Genomic DNA, 16792 nt, shown 5'->3' on the forward strand with positions numbered 1-16792 from the left:
TGAATAGTGTCACATGACACTTTTGAGGTATCCGGCATGCGCATCCAATCCCCTTGGGCACCGCGCCTCGCGGACATCGAAGCCAGCACCGCTGACCGGCTGGTCCTAGCACTTGCAGACGACATCATTGAAGGGCGATTGAAAGGTGGCGACCGTCTGCCAGCCCATCGCGATCTCGCATGGAAACTCGGGATCGGTCTCGGCACCGTAACCAAAGCCTATGGCATCGTTGAGAGGCGCGGCCTGACGCGGAGCGTCAAGGGTCGAGGCACCTTTGTGACAATACATCAGGCCCACGAAGGGCGGCAGATCGACCTTTCGTCCAACACGCCGCCGGCCATGCTCACCGAACGCCTCCTGACACGCACGCTGGCCGGGATCGCCAGGAGGATCGACGCAGACCAGCTCAATCTCTATGCGCCGCCTACCGGGCACCTTGAACATCGCCGTCTCATGGCACGCTGGCTGGAAACACAGGGCGTACCGGCCGACCCATCATGTGTGGTCCTTACAGGCAATGCCCGTCAGGCTATCGCACTGGCTTTCGATCTTGCCTGCGGTCGGCAAGGGGTTATCCTGACCGAGAGGCTAACCTACCCCGGTGCGATTGCACTCGCCCGGCGCAAAGGACACCGGATCCTCGGTGTTGAAATCGACGCGGAAGGCATGATCCCGGAAGCGCTTGCGACAGCCCTCGCTAGTGAAAAGGATGGCGAAAAGGTAGTCTATCTCACGCCGACGCTGCACAATCCTTCCACCGCGACAATGGGATCGGCACGACGACAGTCGATCGTCGATATTTGCTGCCGTGCCGGCGCCCGGATCATCGAAGACGGCGTTTATGCCTTCGCGTCCGGCCTGCCGCCGCTGGCAGCTTTAGCGCCGGACATTACGCTTCACGTCAATGGATTTTCGAAGTCGCTTGGGCCGGGATTGCGGATCGGCGTGCTGGCGCTACCGCCCGCTATGATGGACGCGGCAGAGGACATCGTGCGGGACATGCCGATGCAGCCGGCACCTCTTTCCTGTGCGCTGGTGGAGGAGTGGCTGGCGAGTGGTGTCATCGCATCGGTTCAAAAGGATCTCGTCCATGAAGCTGCGCGCAGATCGCGTTTGGCCGCCTCGGTTCTCGGCGCCGCCGGTCTCATCACCGATCGGGCAGCGTGCCACGCCTGGCTGCCCGCGTCGCGCGATTTCGCCGATAGCCTCGTCACAGCCGCTGCCGCGATCGGAGTCAAGCTTACGCCCCCTGCATCGCTAATGGTCGAAAGCGAGGATCAAACGACCGGCATCCGGCTTTGCCTCGGCGGGCCGTCGTTCGACGAATTGACGCTCGCCCTAAGCGGGATCTCAGGACTATTGAAGAATGCGCACTATATCAACGTCGGTCGTCAAAACTCGGGATGATCCGCGCCGACATTGGAGCCTGATGGCGGCGGATAGGTGGACCTGAATAGCCGAGGACGTTCGGCCTCTCTCGGGACTCGCCAAACACGACTGCTTCGCCTTCCCAAGCCGCGCTTGTCAGCCCGTTCATGCCAAAACACCTGAGCGCCTTGAGAAAAGGCTGGATTGGAGGGCGGCAGAGAGCCATAGAAGCACGCAAGGTGCGCTGGACCTCCAGCCAAACATAGAAGCGCATACCGTCGATAGACGACGATAATCCTCGTGGCATTCCCCTCTTTGCGTTACGCCAAGCCGTCCTTGTCGCCGAGGTGCTGAACTTCCATTACGCGGCAAATGTTCTTGGAACAACCCAATTGAACGTCAGCGCCCGGGTCAAGGGATTGCCAGATGCCTGAACGGGAAAAAGCGGACATGGAACGCATCAAGCGCTTCTTCGCGCCCGTAATCTCGTCGGACACCTTCGTCCAATTTCCGAAGCAGGGCGCTTAAACGCGAACTCGAGCGTCGCCACAACAGACTCCCATTGTAGGCAGCCAGCTTGTCTACTATCGTGATACGATGAGCAAAGAAGATGATGTCGACCGTCGTATTGGTGCCCGCGTCCGGATTGAACGCGAGAGCAGAGGATGGTCTCTCTCAGAGCTTGCGGAGAAAGCGTCGGTCTCTCGCGCCATGATCTATAAGGTGGAGCACGGAAATAGCAGTCCGACGGCCAATCTTCTTGGAAAGCTCTCAGGCGCGTTCGGATTGAGCATGTCTACGCTGATGGCCCGTGCCGAAATTAAACAGGGGCGTATGCTCCGAAAGGCCGAGCAGCCTCTCTGGACCGATCCGGCAACAGGATACATTCGCCGACATGTATCGCCGCGATCAGATTTTCCTTTCGATATCATACACGTAACTCTCCCGGCAGGTACGGAGGTGGCGATGCCGGCCGCAGCCTATGCTTTCATTCGACAGCTCATCTGGGTTCTTTCGGGAGAGCTCGTGTTCGTTGAGGGCGGGTCTCGGCATGCGCTGATGGAAGGCGATTGCCTGGAGCTTGGCCCACCCACGGACTGCGTTTTTATAAACGAGACGGATTCGGGCTGCACCTACGCTGTTGCTGTGCTGACTACCTCGTAGGTCGCTAGCCGAATTCTCACACACCGTTTCAGCAACGTTGCATTTCGCTGCCTCGAAGCAGCACTAACTGGCTTGTCGCCAATCGTCTACTATGGTAGCGATACGTAACTACATAGTAGACGAATTGAGGGCAATATGGAAATTCGAGACGCTGCTCCGGCGGATGTTAGGGCCATTGCAGATATCTACAACCATGCGGTCGTGAACACCACTGCGATCTGGAACGACGCGCAGGTGGACGCTTCCAATCGTGCGGCATGGTTGGCGGATCGGGAGCGGCTCGGCTATCCGGTTTTGGTTGCCGCTGAAGATGACGGCCAAGTTCTTGGCTACGCTTCGTTCGGAGATTGGAGAGCATTCGATGGCTATCGCCATACTGTTGAACACTCGGTCTATGTGGGTATCGAGCAACGCGGCAGGGGTATTGGCGAAGCTCTTATGCGGGCGCTGATAATTCGCGCAAGAGAACTTGGCAAGCATGTTATGGTGGCCGGGATCGAGGCGCGGAATGTCTCTTCAATAAAGCTTCACGAGAAGCTTGGCTTCGAGACTGTCGGCAACCTTAAAGAGGTTGGAACCAAGTTCGGTATATGGCTTGATCTCGCGTTCATGCAAATCATTCTCGATGCCAGGAAAATACCTTACGAAGGTTGAGCGCGATGTTGGACCTCGGCGTATTCTTCATGCTGGTCGCAGCGGGTGCCGCGATAGTAGGTCAAAACATACTGATGGTGCAGATCTCCGGAAGCGTTCCGACCGTCCTGATACCGCTTGCTATGAATGCAGGCGTTGGGCTCGTCAGCTTATTGCTATGCGGAAGCCCATAAGCCTCCGCTTCCATTGCGGGTCTACCATGGAATGCCCCGAGAGCGTGGCGCGAGACGGGCCATCATCTGCGAGGAGTGAATATATTGGCAGCGCCGCTCCCCGAACGAAGCTCATTTCGCCGCCGAACTGCTGATCGTAAGCGCGGAAAGTCTGCAGCTCAGTGGCTCGGCTGCTCTATTCAAGGAGGACCGCTCCATTGCCGCTGGCGCCGAGTATGTCGCCAGGGTTGCGCAAAGGACAGTCCTTGACGGATAGGCACCCGCACCCGATACATCCTTCAAGGTTGTCTCTCAATTGCGTGAGCTTGTCCATCCGCTTTTGAAGCGCTGCTCTCCACAAATCCGCCAGATTTTTCCAATCTTCCGCATTCGGCGTTCGCCCATTCGGCAGCGACAACAACGCATGACGAATTTCAGCAAGCGGGATGCCGGCCTGCTGGGCGATTTTGATGATAGCAATGCGGCGTAAAACCTCTCGCGGATAGCGCCTTTGATTGCCGGAATTACGCGAGGCCGACAACAGCCCTTTCGCCTCATAAAAGTGGATGGTGGACACGGCAACGCCACTGCGCCTGGCAACCTCGCCCACCGCAAGCTCCCGATGAATATCTATTTGTGTCGTCATGGCCCTTGACCTCAACCATAGTTGAGGTCGTATGAACCGTATCAGCTCATCAATCAAGCGTCGGCAACGGCGTTCAGTACGACAGACAAGGAGTTGATCCGTGATCTCAATTAAAGGACTTTACGAAACCCACCTGACCGTTTCGGATCTTGGTCGCTCCATTGATTTCTACCAAAATACCGTAGGTCTGGAATTGGCGCACACTATCCCGGAGCGAAACGTGGCGTTCCTGTGGATCGGCGGGCGTGAACGATCCATGCTCGGTCTCTGGTCCATCCAGAGCTCTCCCTTACGAATGAAGCTGCACATCGCTTTTCAGACGACGATCGATGAAGTCACGGAGGCTCCTGCCTACTTGCGCTCAAAGGGCATTGTTCCTCGAAATGGCGCAGGAGACGAAATCCAGGAGCCCATCGTGTTTCCCTGGATGCCAGCCTCCAGCGTTTACTTCAATGATCCTGACGGACACTCACTCGAATATATTGCAATTTTGCCGGGACAGGCTAGGGCGGACATACCCGGTATAACTACGTTCTCGAAATGGAACCGGCTACACGATGTCGAAGGATAATGCATGCTCAGTCGAACATAGGATATGAACGTAGTTGGGGGGGACATCTGCTCACAAAATGCCTCGATCCGTTGTTTTCGTTGGAAAAGGCGCTCTATGAGTAAGGGGCAATGGTTCGATTCCTATCAAGGCGAAGACGTTGTGATCTGGTCTAGAACCTGTGAGAGTGCCACCTTGATCTTAGCATGACTGCGCGCCAACCAATCCGCTCTTACCCAAAAAGAGGTGAGTGGATATTGCTTGAAACTTTTGCCCAAGAGGGCTATGTAGGGAGCGTCATGGGCTGCCACACGACTCCTTCGGGAAGTGCAAAAGGGTGGCCCTTCTTATTTCATGGCACTTATTCCTTACGTCAAGGCGCACGCGACGGCGGCGCAGAGGATTGCCCATCTGAGGGCAAAGGGGCTGGTTATAAGCCGCCCGAATGTCGCTGCCCGGAAAATTGAGGCCATCGGCTATGAACGTCTTCGCATTTATTTTCTGAGCCGCAGGCAGACGAACGTCACGGGCAAGCCCTTTATAGCCGGCACGAAGTATCACGACATCATCAGCCTATATGAATGCGATGCCGAGTTGCGTGACGCCTGCTTTCTTACCGTCGGGCAGTTCGAACTGCTGTTACGCAACAGCATGTCAGAGGCTTTGAGCGCGGGGTTCGGCAGTCATCCCTACTACCATGCAAGTGCATTCAAGGATTCGAGTGCAAATCTCAATGCCCTTCAGACCTTCGCCAAGGTGTATGGGGCTTCCAAGGACCGGAGGGCGAAGCACTATCGGGACACGTATAGCACCCCTGTTCTGCCGCCGATCTGGACGATGAAGGAATTTCTGACATTCGGAGCGTCTTCGCGGATTTTTCAATGCCTCGAAGGTTCAATCAAAACAAACATTGCGGCTCAATTCGGAGTGGGTTCGGATCAGGTTTTCACTAGCTGGATCGAAGCCCTTGTGGATTTACGTAACATCTGCGCTCACCATGACCGGCTTTTCAATCGCAGCTTACAAAAGCAGCCAAGTCGATTAAGAAGTGCGAGCGTTCCGACAGCGGCGCCAAACAAGCTGAAAGCTATCCTTGAATGCCTCGATTACATGCTCTCCAAACGAGGCTCCCCAGCCGGTATTAGCGATAGGGTACGCCGCATTATATTACAGTACCCCGAAATGCAGCTGGCTGAAGCCGGCTATTAGCAGATCCGCTGCACAGCTCGATAGCGCAATGACTGGGTCTGCGGTTCGTGTCACGAGATAAAATCCCATTAGAGCGACCACGAAAAAGAATATTTCTCAAGGATTTAGCAAAGTCGACTTAGGGGCCGGCTGTTCGGTTCCTTTCAAGCGCAATCGACTGTTTTGTCCACCCTCGGCACTTTACAACAAATTCAGCCGAAGGATGACTGGCGACACAGCTCAGGAGAAGTTTTCAAGCACCGCCAGGAACGTGTGCCGGTCGCCCTGTCCCTCCGTCAGCTTGACGCGCTCTTCGATGTCGGCGAGGTGGTGGTCCATCAGCTCTTTCGCTTTAGTGGCATCCTTGGCCTTCACGGCGGCCACGATCATGCGGTGGTGGTCAGCACCGCAATCATCCTTTCGGTCTTCCTCGTAAAGGGCCATGACCAGCGAAAGGCGCGCCACGATCTTGGCCAGCATCTCGGTCAGAACGGCATTGCCGGCAATCTCCGCCAAGGCGATGTGGAACTTGCCGGACAACACGGTCTTGGATTTCTCATCGCCATGATGATGGATGTGCTCTTCCTCATCCGTCAGCCTCTGCAGTGCATCGAGCTGCTCGTCCGTTGCCCGCTCCACCACGAAATCGAGCAGCATCCCCTCGATTTTGCGGCGTGCCTCGAACAGGCTTTTAGCCTGCTCGATACTCGGCTCGGCCACAAAGGTACCTCGGTTTCTCTTTCGCTCCAGCAGATGGTCGCTTTCAAGAACGCCGAGTGCCCCGCGCACGACCGTGCGGCTGACGCCAAAGTGCTCGGCGATCGCCTCTTCCAGGATTTTCGTGCCCGGCTTGAGCGCGCCTTCGCCGATGGCGTTTGCCAGCGTCGTACGGATACGCTCGGAAATATCGTCGTTGTTGTCGCTTGTATCCACTGGGCTGGTGCCGGCGGGAATGGATTTGGCGCTCTGGCGGCGCGACTTCTTCATGGGGGTCTCCGGTCCTGCCTGCCCATCGACATGAGAGCGGCAGATCATTCAAATCAGATATTCGCCTGCGATAATTATTTCCATAATTATCTTCTTGCGTAAACAGCTTTGCTGGCAAGGTAATCTCGGTCCAGATTCGCTGGCGAGACTATCGCCAGCGAATCCAGCTGTTTCAGGCGGCCTTCTGCCGCGAGACAGTCGAGGACAGGGGAATGCCCTTGTCGATGCAGATCGACTCGATATGGCTGGCTGATGCCTGGATGAAGCCGATGGCTTCATTGAAACCGTAAGGCTGGTTCTCGTAGGTCGGGTAGCCGTACTTGCTGCTCTCGTAGCCTTGCCAATCCATGACTTCGCCAGAGCGGACGCGAGCGTCGTAGGCCTCGATCATGATAAAATAGGCCTCCAGCTCGGTCGCCGTCAGGTCCGGGTGGGCCGCCCGCCAAATCGGATCATCGATCTCAATACACTGGCGTGGGTTGGCCTTGCGTCGGTTGTCGTCGGTCGACTGGGCGACTTCCAACGACAGATTCAATGCAGGATTGGCATCGGCAAGGATCGGGATGATCGCCGAGAAATCGACGATTCCGTTGCCACAGGGCCGGGTCTGGAAATCCAGGCCACCCGGCGCGCGGTTCACATAGGCGTCCTTGATATGGGTCTGGCGCACGAAGGGTGCGAGGCGCTTGGTGGCAAAGACCGGATGCTCGCCGCGCTGCAGCATGTTGGCGGTGTCGAGCACGACGCCGACGACATCGGCTCCGACGTTTTCGATCAGCCGGAGGATTTCGAAGGACGTGATCTCGTCGTGGGTCTCCATGTTGAGATGGACGCCGTTTGCGCGGGCAACGGGCGCAAGTTTCCGGAGAACCTTCTCCATGGCGAGGAGCTGCTCTTCCCAGGTAACGTCGGTGCGGAAGCGGTCGTTGGCAAGCCTGCCGGGATAGACCGCCTTGAAGTTGCCCGGTGAGACCCAAAGCTCGAAGCAGCCGATGGCTGCACCAGCCTCGATCATGCGGGAAAAGCCGGCGATGATGTCGCCGCCGCCGATTGCCCGGAATTCCGGCGCTTCGGCGCTGCAGTAGGGGTTGATCTTGCCGACGCCGCCTTCAAGATAGAGGCCGAGTTCATCGGCCTTGGCGCGGATTTCCCGCAGCTGGCCGAGGTCGAGGTCGGGGCTCATGTCCAGCATCGTGCTGAAGAAGATGCCCTCAAGGCCGAGTTGCTTGACGTGGTCAAGGCTGGCGAGGGCCCCCCGTTTTTTGACCTCCGGCAGTTTCAGTCCGTCGATTCCCAGTTTCATGGCAGTCTCCTGGTCGGATGCGCTTCAATGGCGATCCTTGATGATCTTGTGCAGCTGGTGATTTCCGATGGCCGGCGATGCTCGCGATCGCTAGGTTCGGGGTTTTCTGGCCGAGGTACGATCCTTCGGCAGAAGGCTTTGCTCGAGAAAATGCTGGCCGATGGAGGCTACGCTTGTGATCGCGAGGTACCAGATCGAGGCGACGAACAGCATTTCGATGACGAGGAAGTTGCGGGCGTAGATCGCCTGCGCCTGGGTCAGAAGATCCTGCATGCCGATGACCGAGACGATGGCGCTGGCCTTCAGCATGCCGATCGCTTGGTTTCCCGTCGGGGGAACGATCAGGCGTGCCGCCTGCGGCAGGATGATTGTCCACAGGGTCTGCCGTGATTTCAGACCGAGGGCGGCCGCGGCGTCGCGCTGGCCCCGATCGACGGAGACGAGACCACCGCGGATGATTTCCGACATGTTCGCGGCCTCATGCAGACCGAGGGCCAGGAAACCTGCTAGCGATGGCGTGACGAGATCGTTGATCGAGATGACATGCGTTCCGATGCCGATCTGCGGGATGAACAGGGCGATATTGAACCAGAAGAATATCTGGACGATCAGCGGCACGCCGCGAAACCACCAGACGAAGGCCGCCGTGATCGCCTTAAGAACGAAATTCTGGCTTGTCGCCATCAGGGCCAGAAGGCATCCGAACACGATCCCGAAGGTCATGGCGGCGACGGTGAGTTCGAGCGTCAGCACGACCCCGCTCAGAACGGACGGATCGAACAGGTATTGGGGAACCTCGGACCACTGCACGCTCTGGCTCTGGGCGACGATAAAGGCGAGGACGGCCAGCACCAGGATTGCAGCCGTTCCTGTTGCCACCTGGCCCCACTGGATCGACCGTGTTGGGGGCGGAGCAAGATAGAGCGTTGTGGGTGTTGCGCGAAACAGGGCCATCGGCTCAATCCGCAGGCATGCTGGTTGCATCGTTCACCTTCACGGTCGGAACGGCCAGCGCTTTAAGACCCCATTTCTTCATGATCGCTCCGTAAGCACCGGAGACGCGCATCTGCTCCAGCGCGCCAACGACCGCATCGCGCAAGCCTCCACTATCCTTGGCGACCAGCATGCCGAGGTAACCGGTCGCAAGGCGTATATCGGGAAGCGCCTGCAGGCCCTTGCCGTTTCCGGTCTGGTGTTCGGTGGTGTAGACGCTGGTGGCGTAGCCGTTGACCGTGGCATCGGCGCGACCCGTGCGGACGGCCTGGAGGACATCGGGCATCTTGGGGATCGACAGGATGGCGATCGGGGTCGCGCATTTCACTGACGCTGCCTCGACCATCTTCGCCTGGAATGTGCCGACCGGCACGGCTACCTTTCTGCCGCAGAGGTCCGCCATGGACTTGATGGCAAGGGGATTACCCTTGATGGTCATGATCGTGGTGGCATCATACATGTAGTCTATAACGTCGACCCGCTTTTCCAGCACCGGATCGTCATTGATCCCCGATATGGACATGTCGAAGCGCTTTGCCAGGATCGAGGGAACGATGGCAGCCCCTGCGCCGACGTCGGTCATCTGAACTTTGACTCCAAGGATGACCCCGAGCGTGTCGGCGATATCGGCGTCGATCCCGATAAGCTTGCCATCCTCGCCATGGAAGCTGATGGGTGGCGTCAGGTCAGTTGCGATCTTGAGTGTGCCAGACGACTTGATAGCGGCGGGCAGCATGTCGGCCAGCTGTACCGTGAGCGTGGCTCCGGGAAGTTTGGCAACGTCCATCTCCTGTGCGCTACCGTGTGCAGCAAAGGCGGAGGTAGCAATCAGAGTGGCGACTGCCCTTGTCAATCCTGTCTTCAAATGTCCCGGTACGCTTCTCATGGAATCCCCTTTGCAGTTTCCTGTTGGCGCGACATGCTGAAATCATCGATGCAATCGTCGTGCCAGTCATAGGGGGCGAGGGATTAGGAGTTTGATATGTAACGGTTATATCTAAATCATCGGATTTATGGAAATCTTTCTTATATAGTTTCGCATAGATATTCGCATAAATTATGGTCAGTATCTGCCTTGAAGGTTTTTGATGTTCACATTCTCTCGCTTTTTAGGCTCACATAGGTCAAATTTGATGTTTTTGACAGCTGATACACACGCCAGTCTGCTCCAAAAGGCCAGAATCGCGGGTTTGAGGAGCCTAATACCTCGCTTCTATCGCTTTAAAATTGCGCGACTCTGCTGAAAGTTTGAGCGAAATAACACTTCGCAAAAATTCGTGCATTTATATAATTATAAAGTTTCGAACATCTATAAATCGTGTAATGTGTCTCAATAACAGTGGCTTGTGATTTTCATACACCCGCTACCTCGAAACTGGCACAGCCCTTGCAGCATGGTTCTCATGAACAACCTCGTTGCAACATTGCCCTCCAAGCTTTCCTTCCGCCTCCCATCGGAAAGCACCGAGCCACATGTTGCTGCCGCGCAACCGCAGGGAAGCCAGATGTCGGACACCTCGCATACTTCTGATCGGACCCGCCTCAGCGTCCAGGGATTGACGCACAGCTACGGCGGCCAAAATGCAGTCAGTGATGTCTCTTTCGATATCGAGGCAGGCGAGATCGTCGCACTCCTCGGCCCGAGCGGCTGTGGCAAGTCGACCGTCCTGCGGGCGATTGCCGGCCTGATCCTGCCGAAGGCGGGCAAAATCGTTCTCGGCGATACCGATCTCGCGCATCTCTCGGCCCGATCCCGCGGCATCGGCATGGTCTTTCAGAACTATGCCCTGTTCCCGCATCTGACGGTTGCTGAAAACATCGCCTATCCGCTGGCCTGCCAGCAGGTACCGCGTGCGGAACGAAAGGCTCGCGTCGAAGAAATGCTGTCGCTTGTGCGGCTCGGCGGCTTCGGCAATCGCCTGCCACGGGAGCTCTCCGGCGGCCAGCAGCAGCGCGTCGCCGTCGCCCGCGCCATTGCAGGGCGGCCGTCGCTCCTCCTGCTCGACGAACCGTTCGGGGCTCTCGATCGCGCCCTGCGCTTCGACTTGCAGGTGGAACTGCTGCATTTGCAGAAGACCCTGGGGATCACCACGCTGATCGTCACGCACGATCAGGAAGAGGCGCAAAGTCTGGCAAGCCGCCTGGTGCTGATGAACAAGGGCAATGTCGAGCAGATCGATACGCCCATGGCCGTCTACGATCAGCCGAAGACCCTGTTCGTCAACACCTTCATCGGCCAGGCAAACCTGCTGCAGGGAACGGTCAAGGAACTCGGGGACCAGCGCACGGTGATCAGCCTGGCTGAGGACAGGACGTTGCGCCTTCCACGCCGCCTTAAGTTCACCGTCGGTTCCCCGGTGACGGTTGCCTTCCGGCCCGAAGAGGTGCGCCTGTCCCCACACTCGACCGAAAACTCACTGCCCGCCCGCATGACCGTCTCGGTGCCCCTGGGTCCGACCCTTGTTCATGACCTTTTGCTTGAGGACGGCACAAACCTGCGGGCCTCCGAGGTCAGAAGCCCATCCACCAGCATCCCCGAACGGGGCGCGCAGCTCTTTGCCAAGATCGATGCATCCCGGTGCCATGTCTTTCCCGCCCAATCCGAAAACGTCCAGTGAAGACTACGTCAACAGAGGTGACCATGATGAAGAACGTTCAAATGACCCGTCGTGCATTCGGCTTCCTGGCTGCAGGTGCCGCCGCATCAGCCATGCTTCCGCGTTTCGCGCAGGCAGCCGGCGGTACGGCCGTTGCGGCAACCTTTCCCGGAAGCTGGGAAGACGCCTACCGCACCGTTCTCACTCCGATGCTGCAGAGCGGCGGCTATGACCTGACTGTTGCGCCGGCCATGGCACAGGACCAGCTTGCCAAGGTCATGGCAAGTCCCGGCAACCCTCCCTACGACACGCTGCTGATGTCGCCGGGCCAAATGGCAGTGGCCGTCGACAATGACCTGATCCAGAAGATTGATCCGACCAAGCTCAAGAACTGGGACAAGCTCGACAAGTCCTTCCAGGGCGAATACGGCCCGACCGTGACCATCGAGGTCAACGGCATCGCCTACAATCCTGACCTCGTTCCGAAGCCGAAGGGCTATCGCGATCTCTTCGAGAACCCGGCCTACAAGGGCAAGGTTTCCTGGACGGGGTTTGCGTCGAACACTGCCGTCATGGCCTATACCGAGATTGCCAAGATATTTGGCACTGGCCCAAACGACATGGATGCCGTCTTCAAGCTGTTCAAGGATAGCCCGGAACAGCGCCAGGGCGTCGTCGATAGCACCAACCACCAGATGACGCTCTTCCAGCAGGGCGAGATCGCCGTCTTCATGTGCAGCACCAACAATGTGGCGCACTTGAAGAGCCTTGGTCTGAACGCCGAGTTCGTCCATCCGGAAACGGGCTCGCCCGCAGCCCCCGTCAACATCCACCTGGTCAAGGGCTCGCAGAACCTCGAGGCAGCCTATGCCTACATGGATGCTGCCATCTCGAAAGCCGCCCAGGACCTGCTCAAGGAGCCGCCGAGGGAGATGTTCCCGACCAACCGCGATGTCGAGCTGACCCCGAGCATTGCGGCCTATGTTACCCGCGAACAGCTCCCCACCATGGTCTATCCCGATTGGGTCGCCATCAACAAGAACCGCTCGGACTGGATTCGCCAGTTCGACGCACTCGTTGCCGGTTGAGGTGACATCATGAAGGCGAGCGGCTTCCCATACGTCGTACCGATGCTTCTGCTTTCGGTGGTGTTTTTTGCAACGCCGCTCGCCGTCCTTGTCGGCTTCAGCTTCGTCAGTCCCGGCGGTGCTAGTCTTGAACACTATGCCCGCTTCTTCGGCGATTCCTTCAATTTCCGGGTCCTCGTCAACACCGCGCGGCTTGGCGTCGAGACGGTTATCGGCACGACGCTGCTCGGGATTCCGATCGCCTTACTCTATTGGCACGGTGGCCGGAACCTGCGGCAGGTCCTGATTTTCCTCACTCTCATCCCGATGCTGACCAGCAACGTGGTGCGGACCTTCGCCTGGATCGTCATTCTTGGACGCCAGGGTCCGATCAGCGAGACACTCGTTTCCCTTGGCATCACCGGCATGCCGACCAGCCTCCTGTTTACCGAGACCGGTCTGGTCATGGCGATGTGTCAGATCGACCTGCCGTTGATCATCCTGCCCTTGATCGCCATTTTGTCACGGACGCCTCAACAGCTTACCGAGGCGGCACAGGTGTCCGGCGCTGGGCCATGGCGCATCCTGGCAACCGTACTCCTACCGCTGATGCTCCCCGGATTGCTGGCTGGCTGGATCCTGGTCTTTGCGAGCACCAGCAGTTCCTTCGTGACCCAGGCGGTGATTGGCGGCGCGCGGAACGTCTACGTGCCGCAATTGATCTACCGCGAGGTTGGCACGCTGTTCGACTGGCCGTTGGCCTCGGCGATTGCCGTCGTGCTGCTGCTGTCGACGGGCTGCCTGCTTGTCGCTCTCACCATGATTTCCCGTCACAGGAGGTTGGTCGGCCATGCTTGATCGTCGAGAAAATCCCATCCCGGCACTTCTCTACAGCGTCTTCGTCTATGGTTTTGGCGGTCTCTGCGTCAGCTATCTGATCGCGCCAATCGTCATTGCCCTGATGATGTCCTTTACGTCAGGCCAAACTTTGAAATATCCCCCACAAGGGTTTTCGTTCCGCTGGTACCAGGCGCTGCTCGATCCCGTCCGCTCGGCGACCGAACAACTTGCTGCCTGGAACTCGCTGAAGATCGCTGGCCTCGCAGTCCTCGGCTCGCTGCTGTTCGCCGTTCCCGCCGCCATCGGCATGACGCGAATGAAGCGAGGGACCGTCAGCACGATCGAGCCACTTCTTCTGGCACCGCTTGTCCTGCCCAGCCTTGTCTATGGATTGGCGGCACTGATCGTTGCCAACTTCATTGGTTTCCGGCCGTCGCTTTGGCTGACGATCGCAGGCCATGTCGTGGTCTTCGGGCCGCTGATGTATCGTGCAGCCTCCGTCGTTGCCCAAGGGATCAATCCCTCTCTTGCCGAGGCATCGACGGTCATGGGCGCGAACTGGTTCACAACCTTGCGGCGGGTGACGCTGCCGCTTTTGATGCCGGGTATCTTGGCGGGTGCGCTCCTCGTCTTCATCCAGTCGCTCGACAACGTCTCCGTCTCGCTCTTCCTTGCCGACGCCCGGACCACGCTCCTGCCGCTCAGGATGTTCGCGTTGATCGAGGAATCCCTCGACGTCCGCGTCGCTGCGATCTCCGGGATTTTGATCGCCGTGACGCTGGTGGGGCTGCTCGTCGCCAGACGCGTCCTCGTCCCACAGCGGCAAGCCTAGCTCACACATATCGAACTCGAACTGACAGGTAACACACCATGACCATGCGCCCCAAAACTGCAGGCAACCGGATCGGATCGCTGATGGCGGAGTTCGAGCCGGACTTCGAATTCTCGGGCCCGATGCCGCTTCCCGTCGAGGAGTTCGAGGAGCGCCTCCGCCGTATCCGGCGCCAAGCCGTCGAGGCAGGCCATGATGCCATCATCGTCCATACAGGCAGCGTCGGCTGGTTCCACACCTCGAATGCCTATCTCCGCTATATCTGCGACTGGATGCGCGAGGGCGTGCTGATCATTCCGACGGATGCGGACAAGGCCATGGTGCTCCTGTCCTTCTTCACGCAGTCCGTCCTCTTGCCGCCCGGCGGGGAACCGGTCCTCGTTGACGAAATCTGGCAGATCGGCCCGATTGGTCGTGAATATGCCGATCGCCCCGGCGACTCCGTCATCAAGACGGCGGAAAAATGCGCCGAGGTGCTGGCGAGGGTCGGATGTGCCAAGGGGCAGATCGGCAGAATCGGCGATCGGACGTCAATGACATTTTGGGCAGCGCTCGACGAACAGCTTCCCAGATGCAAGTTCGTCGCCGACAACGGCGTCCTCGACCGCATGCAGAAGGTCAGGTCGCCGCGTGAGATCGAGATGTTCCGCGCCGCCGCGCAACTGATCAGCATCGGCACCCAGGCCGCCTATCATGTCGCCAGACCCGGTGTCACCGATCATGAAATCTACGCCGCCTTCAGCTATGCCCAGCTTGCCCTCGGCGGCGAGACGGGCGACGGCTACCAGATCGGCATCAACGAGTTCGGTACCCATTGCGGCAAGCCCTATGGCCATATCGTCCGTCCCGGCGATCTGATCAATCTCTATATCTCAAACGTCACCTACCGCGGCTATACCGCCCAGACCGCCCGCATGATCGCCGTCGGTAACACCACGCAGAAGCAGGAGGACGTTCTCTCCGCCTGCACCGAGGGAGTCAAGCGCGCCGAAAAGCTGATCAGGCCCGGTGCGCTGATGCGCGACATCAATAACGCCGCCTTCGAGCCGATGATCGAGCGTGGCATGCTGACGTCTCCAGAAGCGCGCACGATGCCTTACAACTGGTCGCCGATGCCCGACGGTGGTGCGCGTCTGATCCCGAGCCAGTACGTCAAGGATCTCGACTGGGAGGCACAGGGCCGCAAGCTCATGCATGTCTATCCAGCAACCGAAGGCCCGCACAATCCGAACCTCGGTCACTCCGTCGGCATGGCCGGCGGCCAGAACAGCTTCAACATCTCTTCGCATAACTACGATCGTCTCGAGGAGGGCATGGTCTTCGTGCTCCACACCCAGTGGCTCGAACCCCTGTCGGCAGGCTGCAATATCGGCGACATGTATGCCGTCACCAAAGACGGTTTTGAGAACCTCAGCCGCCACACCCCACTTGAAACGCACCGCATTGCCGCCGAGGCTTGAATGAGCAGACCCATGGAACACACGCATTTCGACTTCGCAAAACTCACCGAGCGGGAACGATACAAGCTCCTGATCGGGACGGTCATTCCGCGCCCGATCGCGTTGGTCACGACATTGAGCAAAGACGGTCGGCCCAATGCCGGACCGTTCAGCTTCTTCAATGTGCTGACCCACGATCCTGCGATCGTCGCCATCGGCGTCGAGAACTATTCCGACATGAGTTTCAAGGACACGGCGCGTAATATTCGCGAGACCGGGGAATTCACCGTTCATATCGTCGACGACGCCTTGGTCGCCCAGATGGAGGTTTGTGCCATCAAGTTCGGACCAGAGGTCGACGAGATGTCGGAAGCAGAATTGGCCACGGCACCGGGGCAAATGGTCCGAAGCCCGCGCATCCTAGCAGCCCCTGCAGCACTGGAATGCCGTCGGCATACGACGTTGCAGGTCGGCCCCGCCCGCGAGATCATCCTTGGCGAGGTGCTTGGAGTTCATATCCGCAGCGACGCCGTTAATCCGTCAAATCTTCACATCGATCAGCAGCTGATGGATGCCGTGGGAAGGATGGGTGGGCACACTTACGCCCGGACGCGTGATCAGTTCGACGTTAAAACACAGACCAAGGAGGAATGGAACGCGCTCAAGAGGCTTTAAAGGACAGGCCACATTGCGCGATTGGAAATGCCACCGGTCGTAGTGAAAGCCTGCCCAAGCCTAAAGTCTGCATGATCTGGAATGGGGTATCCAACCCACGCACCAGAGCTTGATCATCGACATACTTTAGCCCCGTCTCCACCCATACGCGATCATCCTGGCTGAACGTGCTTGAGAGCGTTCGATTTATCGTGCCCAAAAAAGCGATAAAGGACGTCAGAGCGCTGTCTGCCTCGCACCTAGACCATCTGCGTTGGTCTTTTCAAAGACGATTGATGCAGCAGAGAGGGTAGAAGTGCGACAGCATCGGACATCGTCACACCTTTGCCTTAAGGAT

General features: G+C 58.2%; 16 protein-coding genes. 11 read left to right on the forward strand and 5 right to left on the reverse strand.

Annotated features, from left to right (window positions below; all coding sequences use genetic code 11):
* The first annotated feature begins 36 nt into the window (after positions 1–36).
* The 3 genes from PR018_RS20645 to PR018_RS20655 all read left to right on the forward strand — a co-directional run bounded on the left by PR018_RS20645 (position 37) and on the right by PR018_RS20655 (position 3186).
* Positions 37–1407: an aminotransferase-like domain-containing protein gene (locus tag PR018_RS20645; protein WP_142831153.1), complete on the forward strand. Its 1371-nt coding sequence runs from the start codon at positions 37–39 to the stop codon at positions 1405–1407.
* A 558-nt stretch (positions 1408–1965) separates the two neighbouring features.
* Positions 1966–2532 carry a helix-turn-helix domain-containing protein gene (locus tag PR018_RS20650; protein ID WP_142831154.1) on the forward strand — a complete coding sequence of 189 codons (567 nt, stop codon included), beginning with the start codon at positions 1966–1968 and terminating at the stop codon, positions 2530–2532.
* Positions 2533–2667: 135 nt separating this feature from the next.
* Entirely contained in the window at positions 2668–3186 is a 519-nt protein-coding gene (locus PR018_RS20655; RefSeq protein ID WP_142831155.1) for a GNAT family N-acetyltransferase, read from the forward strand.
* 348 nt (positions 3187–3534) lie between these two features.
* Here the strand turns inward: PR018_RS20655 and soxR are convergent, their stop codons facing one another.
* Complete coding sequence (soxR, locus tag PR018_RS20660; RefSeq protein WP_142831156.1) at positions 3535–3984, reverse strand: redox-sensitive transcriptional activator SoxR; 450 nt, start codon at positions 3982–3984, stop codon at positions 3535–3537.
* 100 nt (positions 3985–4084) lie between these two features.
* Here soxR and PR018_RS20665 point away from each other — a divergent pair, with 100 nt between their 5' ends.
* Entirely contained in the window at positions 4085–4555 is a 471-nt protein-coding gene (locus tag PR018_RS20665; protein ID WP_142831157.1) for a VOC family protein, read from the forward strand.
* A gap of 333 nt (positions 4556–4888) precedes the next feature.
* Positions 4889–5743, forward strand: coding sequence for an Abi family protein (locus tag PR018_RS20670; RefSeq protein WP_142831158.1), 855 nt, complete (start codon positions 4889–4891; stop codon positions 5741–5743).
* A 219-nt stretch (positions 5744–5962) separates the two neighbouring features.
* Here PR018_RS20670 and PR018_RS20675 read toward each other — a convergent pair whose 3' ends face one another.
* From PR018_RS20675 to PR018_RS20690, 4 genes are all read right to left on the reverse strand, one after another.
* Complete coding sequence (locus PR018_RS20675; RefSeq protein WP_142831159.1) at positions 5963–6709, reverse strand: GntR family transcriptional regulator; 747 nt, start codon at positions 6707–6709, stop codon at positions 5963–5965.
* Between the two features lie 172 nt (positions 6710–6881).
* Positions 6882–8012, reverse strand: a complete 1131-nt coding sequence (locus PR018_RS20680) for a sugar phosphate isomerase/epimerase family protein (RefSeq protein WP_142831160.1) — start codon at positions 8010–8012, stop codon at positions 6882–6884.
* Positions 8013–8102: 90 nt separating this feature from the next.
* On the reverse strand, positions 8103–8966 hold the full coding sequence (locus tag PR018_RS20685) for an amino acid ABC transporter permease (protein WP_142831161.1): 864 nt from the start codon (positions 8964–8966) through the stop codon (positions 8103–8105).
* Between the two features lie 4 nt (positions 8967–8970).
* Positions 8971–9891: an ABC transporter substrate-binding protein gene (locus PR018_RS20690; RefSeq protein WP_142831162.1), complete on the reverse strand. Its 921-nt coding sequence runs from the start codon at positions 9889–9891 to the stop codon at positions 8971–8973.
* Positions 9892–10408: 517 nt separating this feature from the next.
* On the opposite strand from PR018_RS20690, the gene PR018_RS20695 reads away from it, so the two are divergent.
* From PR018_RS20695 to PR018_RS20720, 6 genes are read left to right on the forward strand one after another with little or no spacing between them, the layout of a single operon-like run.
* Positions 10409–11623 (forward strand): ABC transporter ATP-binding protein, encoded by a 1215-nt coding sequence (locus tag PR018_RS20695; RefSeq protein ID WP_142831163.1) that lies wholly within the window; start codon positions 10409–10411, stop codon positions 11621–11623.
* Between the two features lie 26 nt (positions 11624–11649).
* Positions 11650–12690 carry an extracellular solute-binding protein gene (locus PR018_RS20700; protein WP_142831164.1) on the forward strand — a complete coding sequence of 347 codons (1041 nt, stop codon included), beginning with the start codon at positions 11650–11652 and terminating at the stop codon, positions 12688–12690.
* A gap of 9 nt (positions 12691–12699) precedes the next feature.
* A complete protein-coding gene (locus PR018_RS20705) occupies positions 12700–13527 on the forward strand; it encodes an ABC transporter permease (protein WP_142831165.1) in 828 nt (275 codons plus the stop codon).
* The gene (locus tag PR018_RS20710; protein ID WP_142831166.1) at positions 13520–14341 is read left to right on the forward strand and encodes an ABC transporter permease; all 822 of its coding nucleotides are present in this window, start codon (positions 13520–13522) and stop codon (positions 14339–14341) included. The genes PR018_RS20705 and PR018_RS20710 overlap by 8 nt, the downstream gene beginning before the upstream one ends.
* Positions 14342–14379: 38 nt before the next feature.
* On the forward strand, positions 14380–15801 hold the full coding sequence (locus tag PR018_RS20715) for a M24 family metallopeptidase (protein ID WP_142831167.1): 1422 nt from the start codon (positions 14380–14382) through the stop codon (positions 15799–15801).
* Positions 15802–16455 (forward strand): flavin reductase family protein, encoded by a 654-nt coding sequence (locus PR018_RS20720; RefSeq protein WP_142831168.1) that lies wholly within the window; start codon positions 15802–15804, stop codon positions 16453–16455.
* Positions 16456–16792 lie beyond the last annotated feature (337 nt).

It is taken from the genome of Rhizobium rhododendri, from assembly GCF_007000325.2.
In the GTDB taxonomy this organism is placed as follows: Bacteria; Pseudomonadota; Alphaproteobacteria; order Rhizobiales; family Rhizobiaceae; genus Rhizobium; species Rhizobium rhododendri.

Coding starts and splice junctions, on each gene's coding strand:
- PR018_RS20645 (WP_142831153.1), top strand. CDS start 37: ATGCGCATCCAATCCCCTTGGGCACCGCGCCTCGCGGACATCGAAGCC.
- PR018_RS20650 (WP_142831154.1), top strand. CDS start 1,966: ATGAGCAAAGAAGATGATGTCGACCGTCGTATTGGTGCCCGCGTCCGG.
- PR018_RS20655 (WP_142831155.1), top strand. CDS start 2,668: ATGGAAATTCGAGACGCTGCTCCGGCGGATGTTAGGGCCATTGCAGAT.
- soxR (WP_142831156.1), bottom strand. CDS start 3,984: ATGACGACACAAATAGATATTCATCGGGAGCTTGCGGTGGGCGAGGTT.
- PR018_RS20670 (WP_142831158.1), top strand. CDS start 4,889: ATGGCACTTATTCCTTACGTCAAGGCGCACGCGACGGCGGCGCAGAGG.
- PR018_RS20675 (WP_142831159.1), bottom strand. CDS start 6,709: ATGAAGAAGTCGCGCCGCCAGAGCGCCAAATCCATTCCCGCCGGCACC.
- PR018_RS20680 (WP_142831160.1), bottom strand. CDS start 8,012: ATGAAACTGGGAATCGACGGACTGAAACTGCCGGAGGTCAAAAAACGG.
- PR018_RS20685 (WP_142831161.1), bottom strand. CDS start 8,966: ATGGCCCTGTTTCGCGCAACACCCACAACGCTCTATCTTGCTCCGCCC.
- PR018_RS20690 (WP_142831162.1), bottom strand. CDS start 9,891: ATGAGAAGCGTACCGGGACATTTGAAGACAGGATTGACAAGGGCAGTC.
- PR018_RS20695 (WP_142831163.1), top strand. CDS start 10,409: ATGAACAACCTCGTTGCAACATTGCCCTCCAAGCTTTCCTTCCGCCTC.
- PR018_RS20700 (WP_142831164.1), top strand. CDS start 11,650: ATGAAGAACGTTCAAATGACCCGTCGTGCATTCGGCTTCCTGGCTGCA.
- PR018_RS20705 (WP_142831165.1), top strand. CDS start 12,700: ATGAAGGCGAGCGGCTTCCCATACGTCGTACCGATGCTTCTGCTTTCG.
- PR018_RS20710 (WP_142831166.1), top strand. CDS start 13,520: ATGCTTGATCGTCGAGAAAATCCCATCCCGGCACTTCTCTACAGCGTC.
- PR018_RS20715 (WP_142831167.1), top strand. CDS start 14,380: ATGACCATGCGCCCCAAAACTGCAGGCAACCGGATCGGATCGCTGATG.
- PR018_RS20720 (WP_142831168.1), top strand. CDS start 15,802: ATGAGCAGACCCATGGAACACACGCATTTCGACTTCGCAAAACTCACC.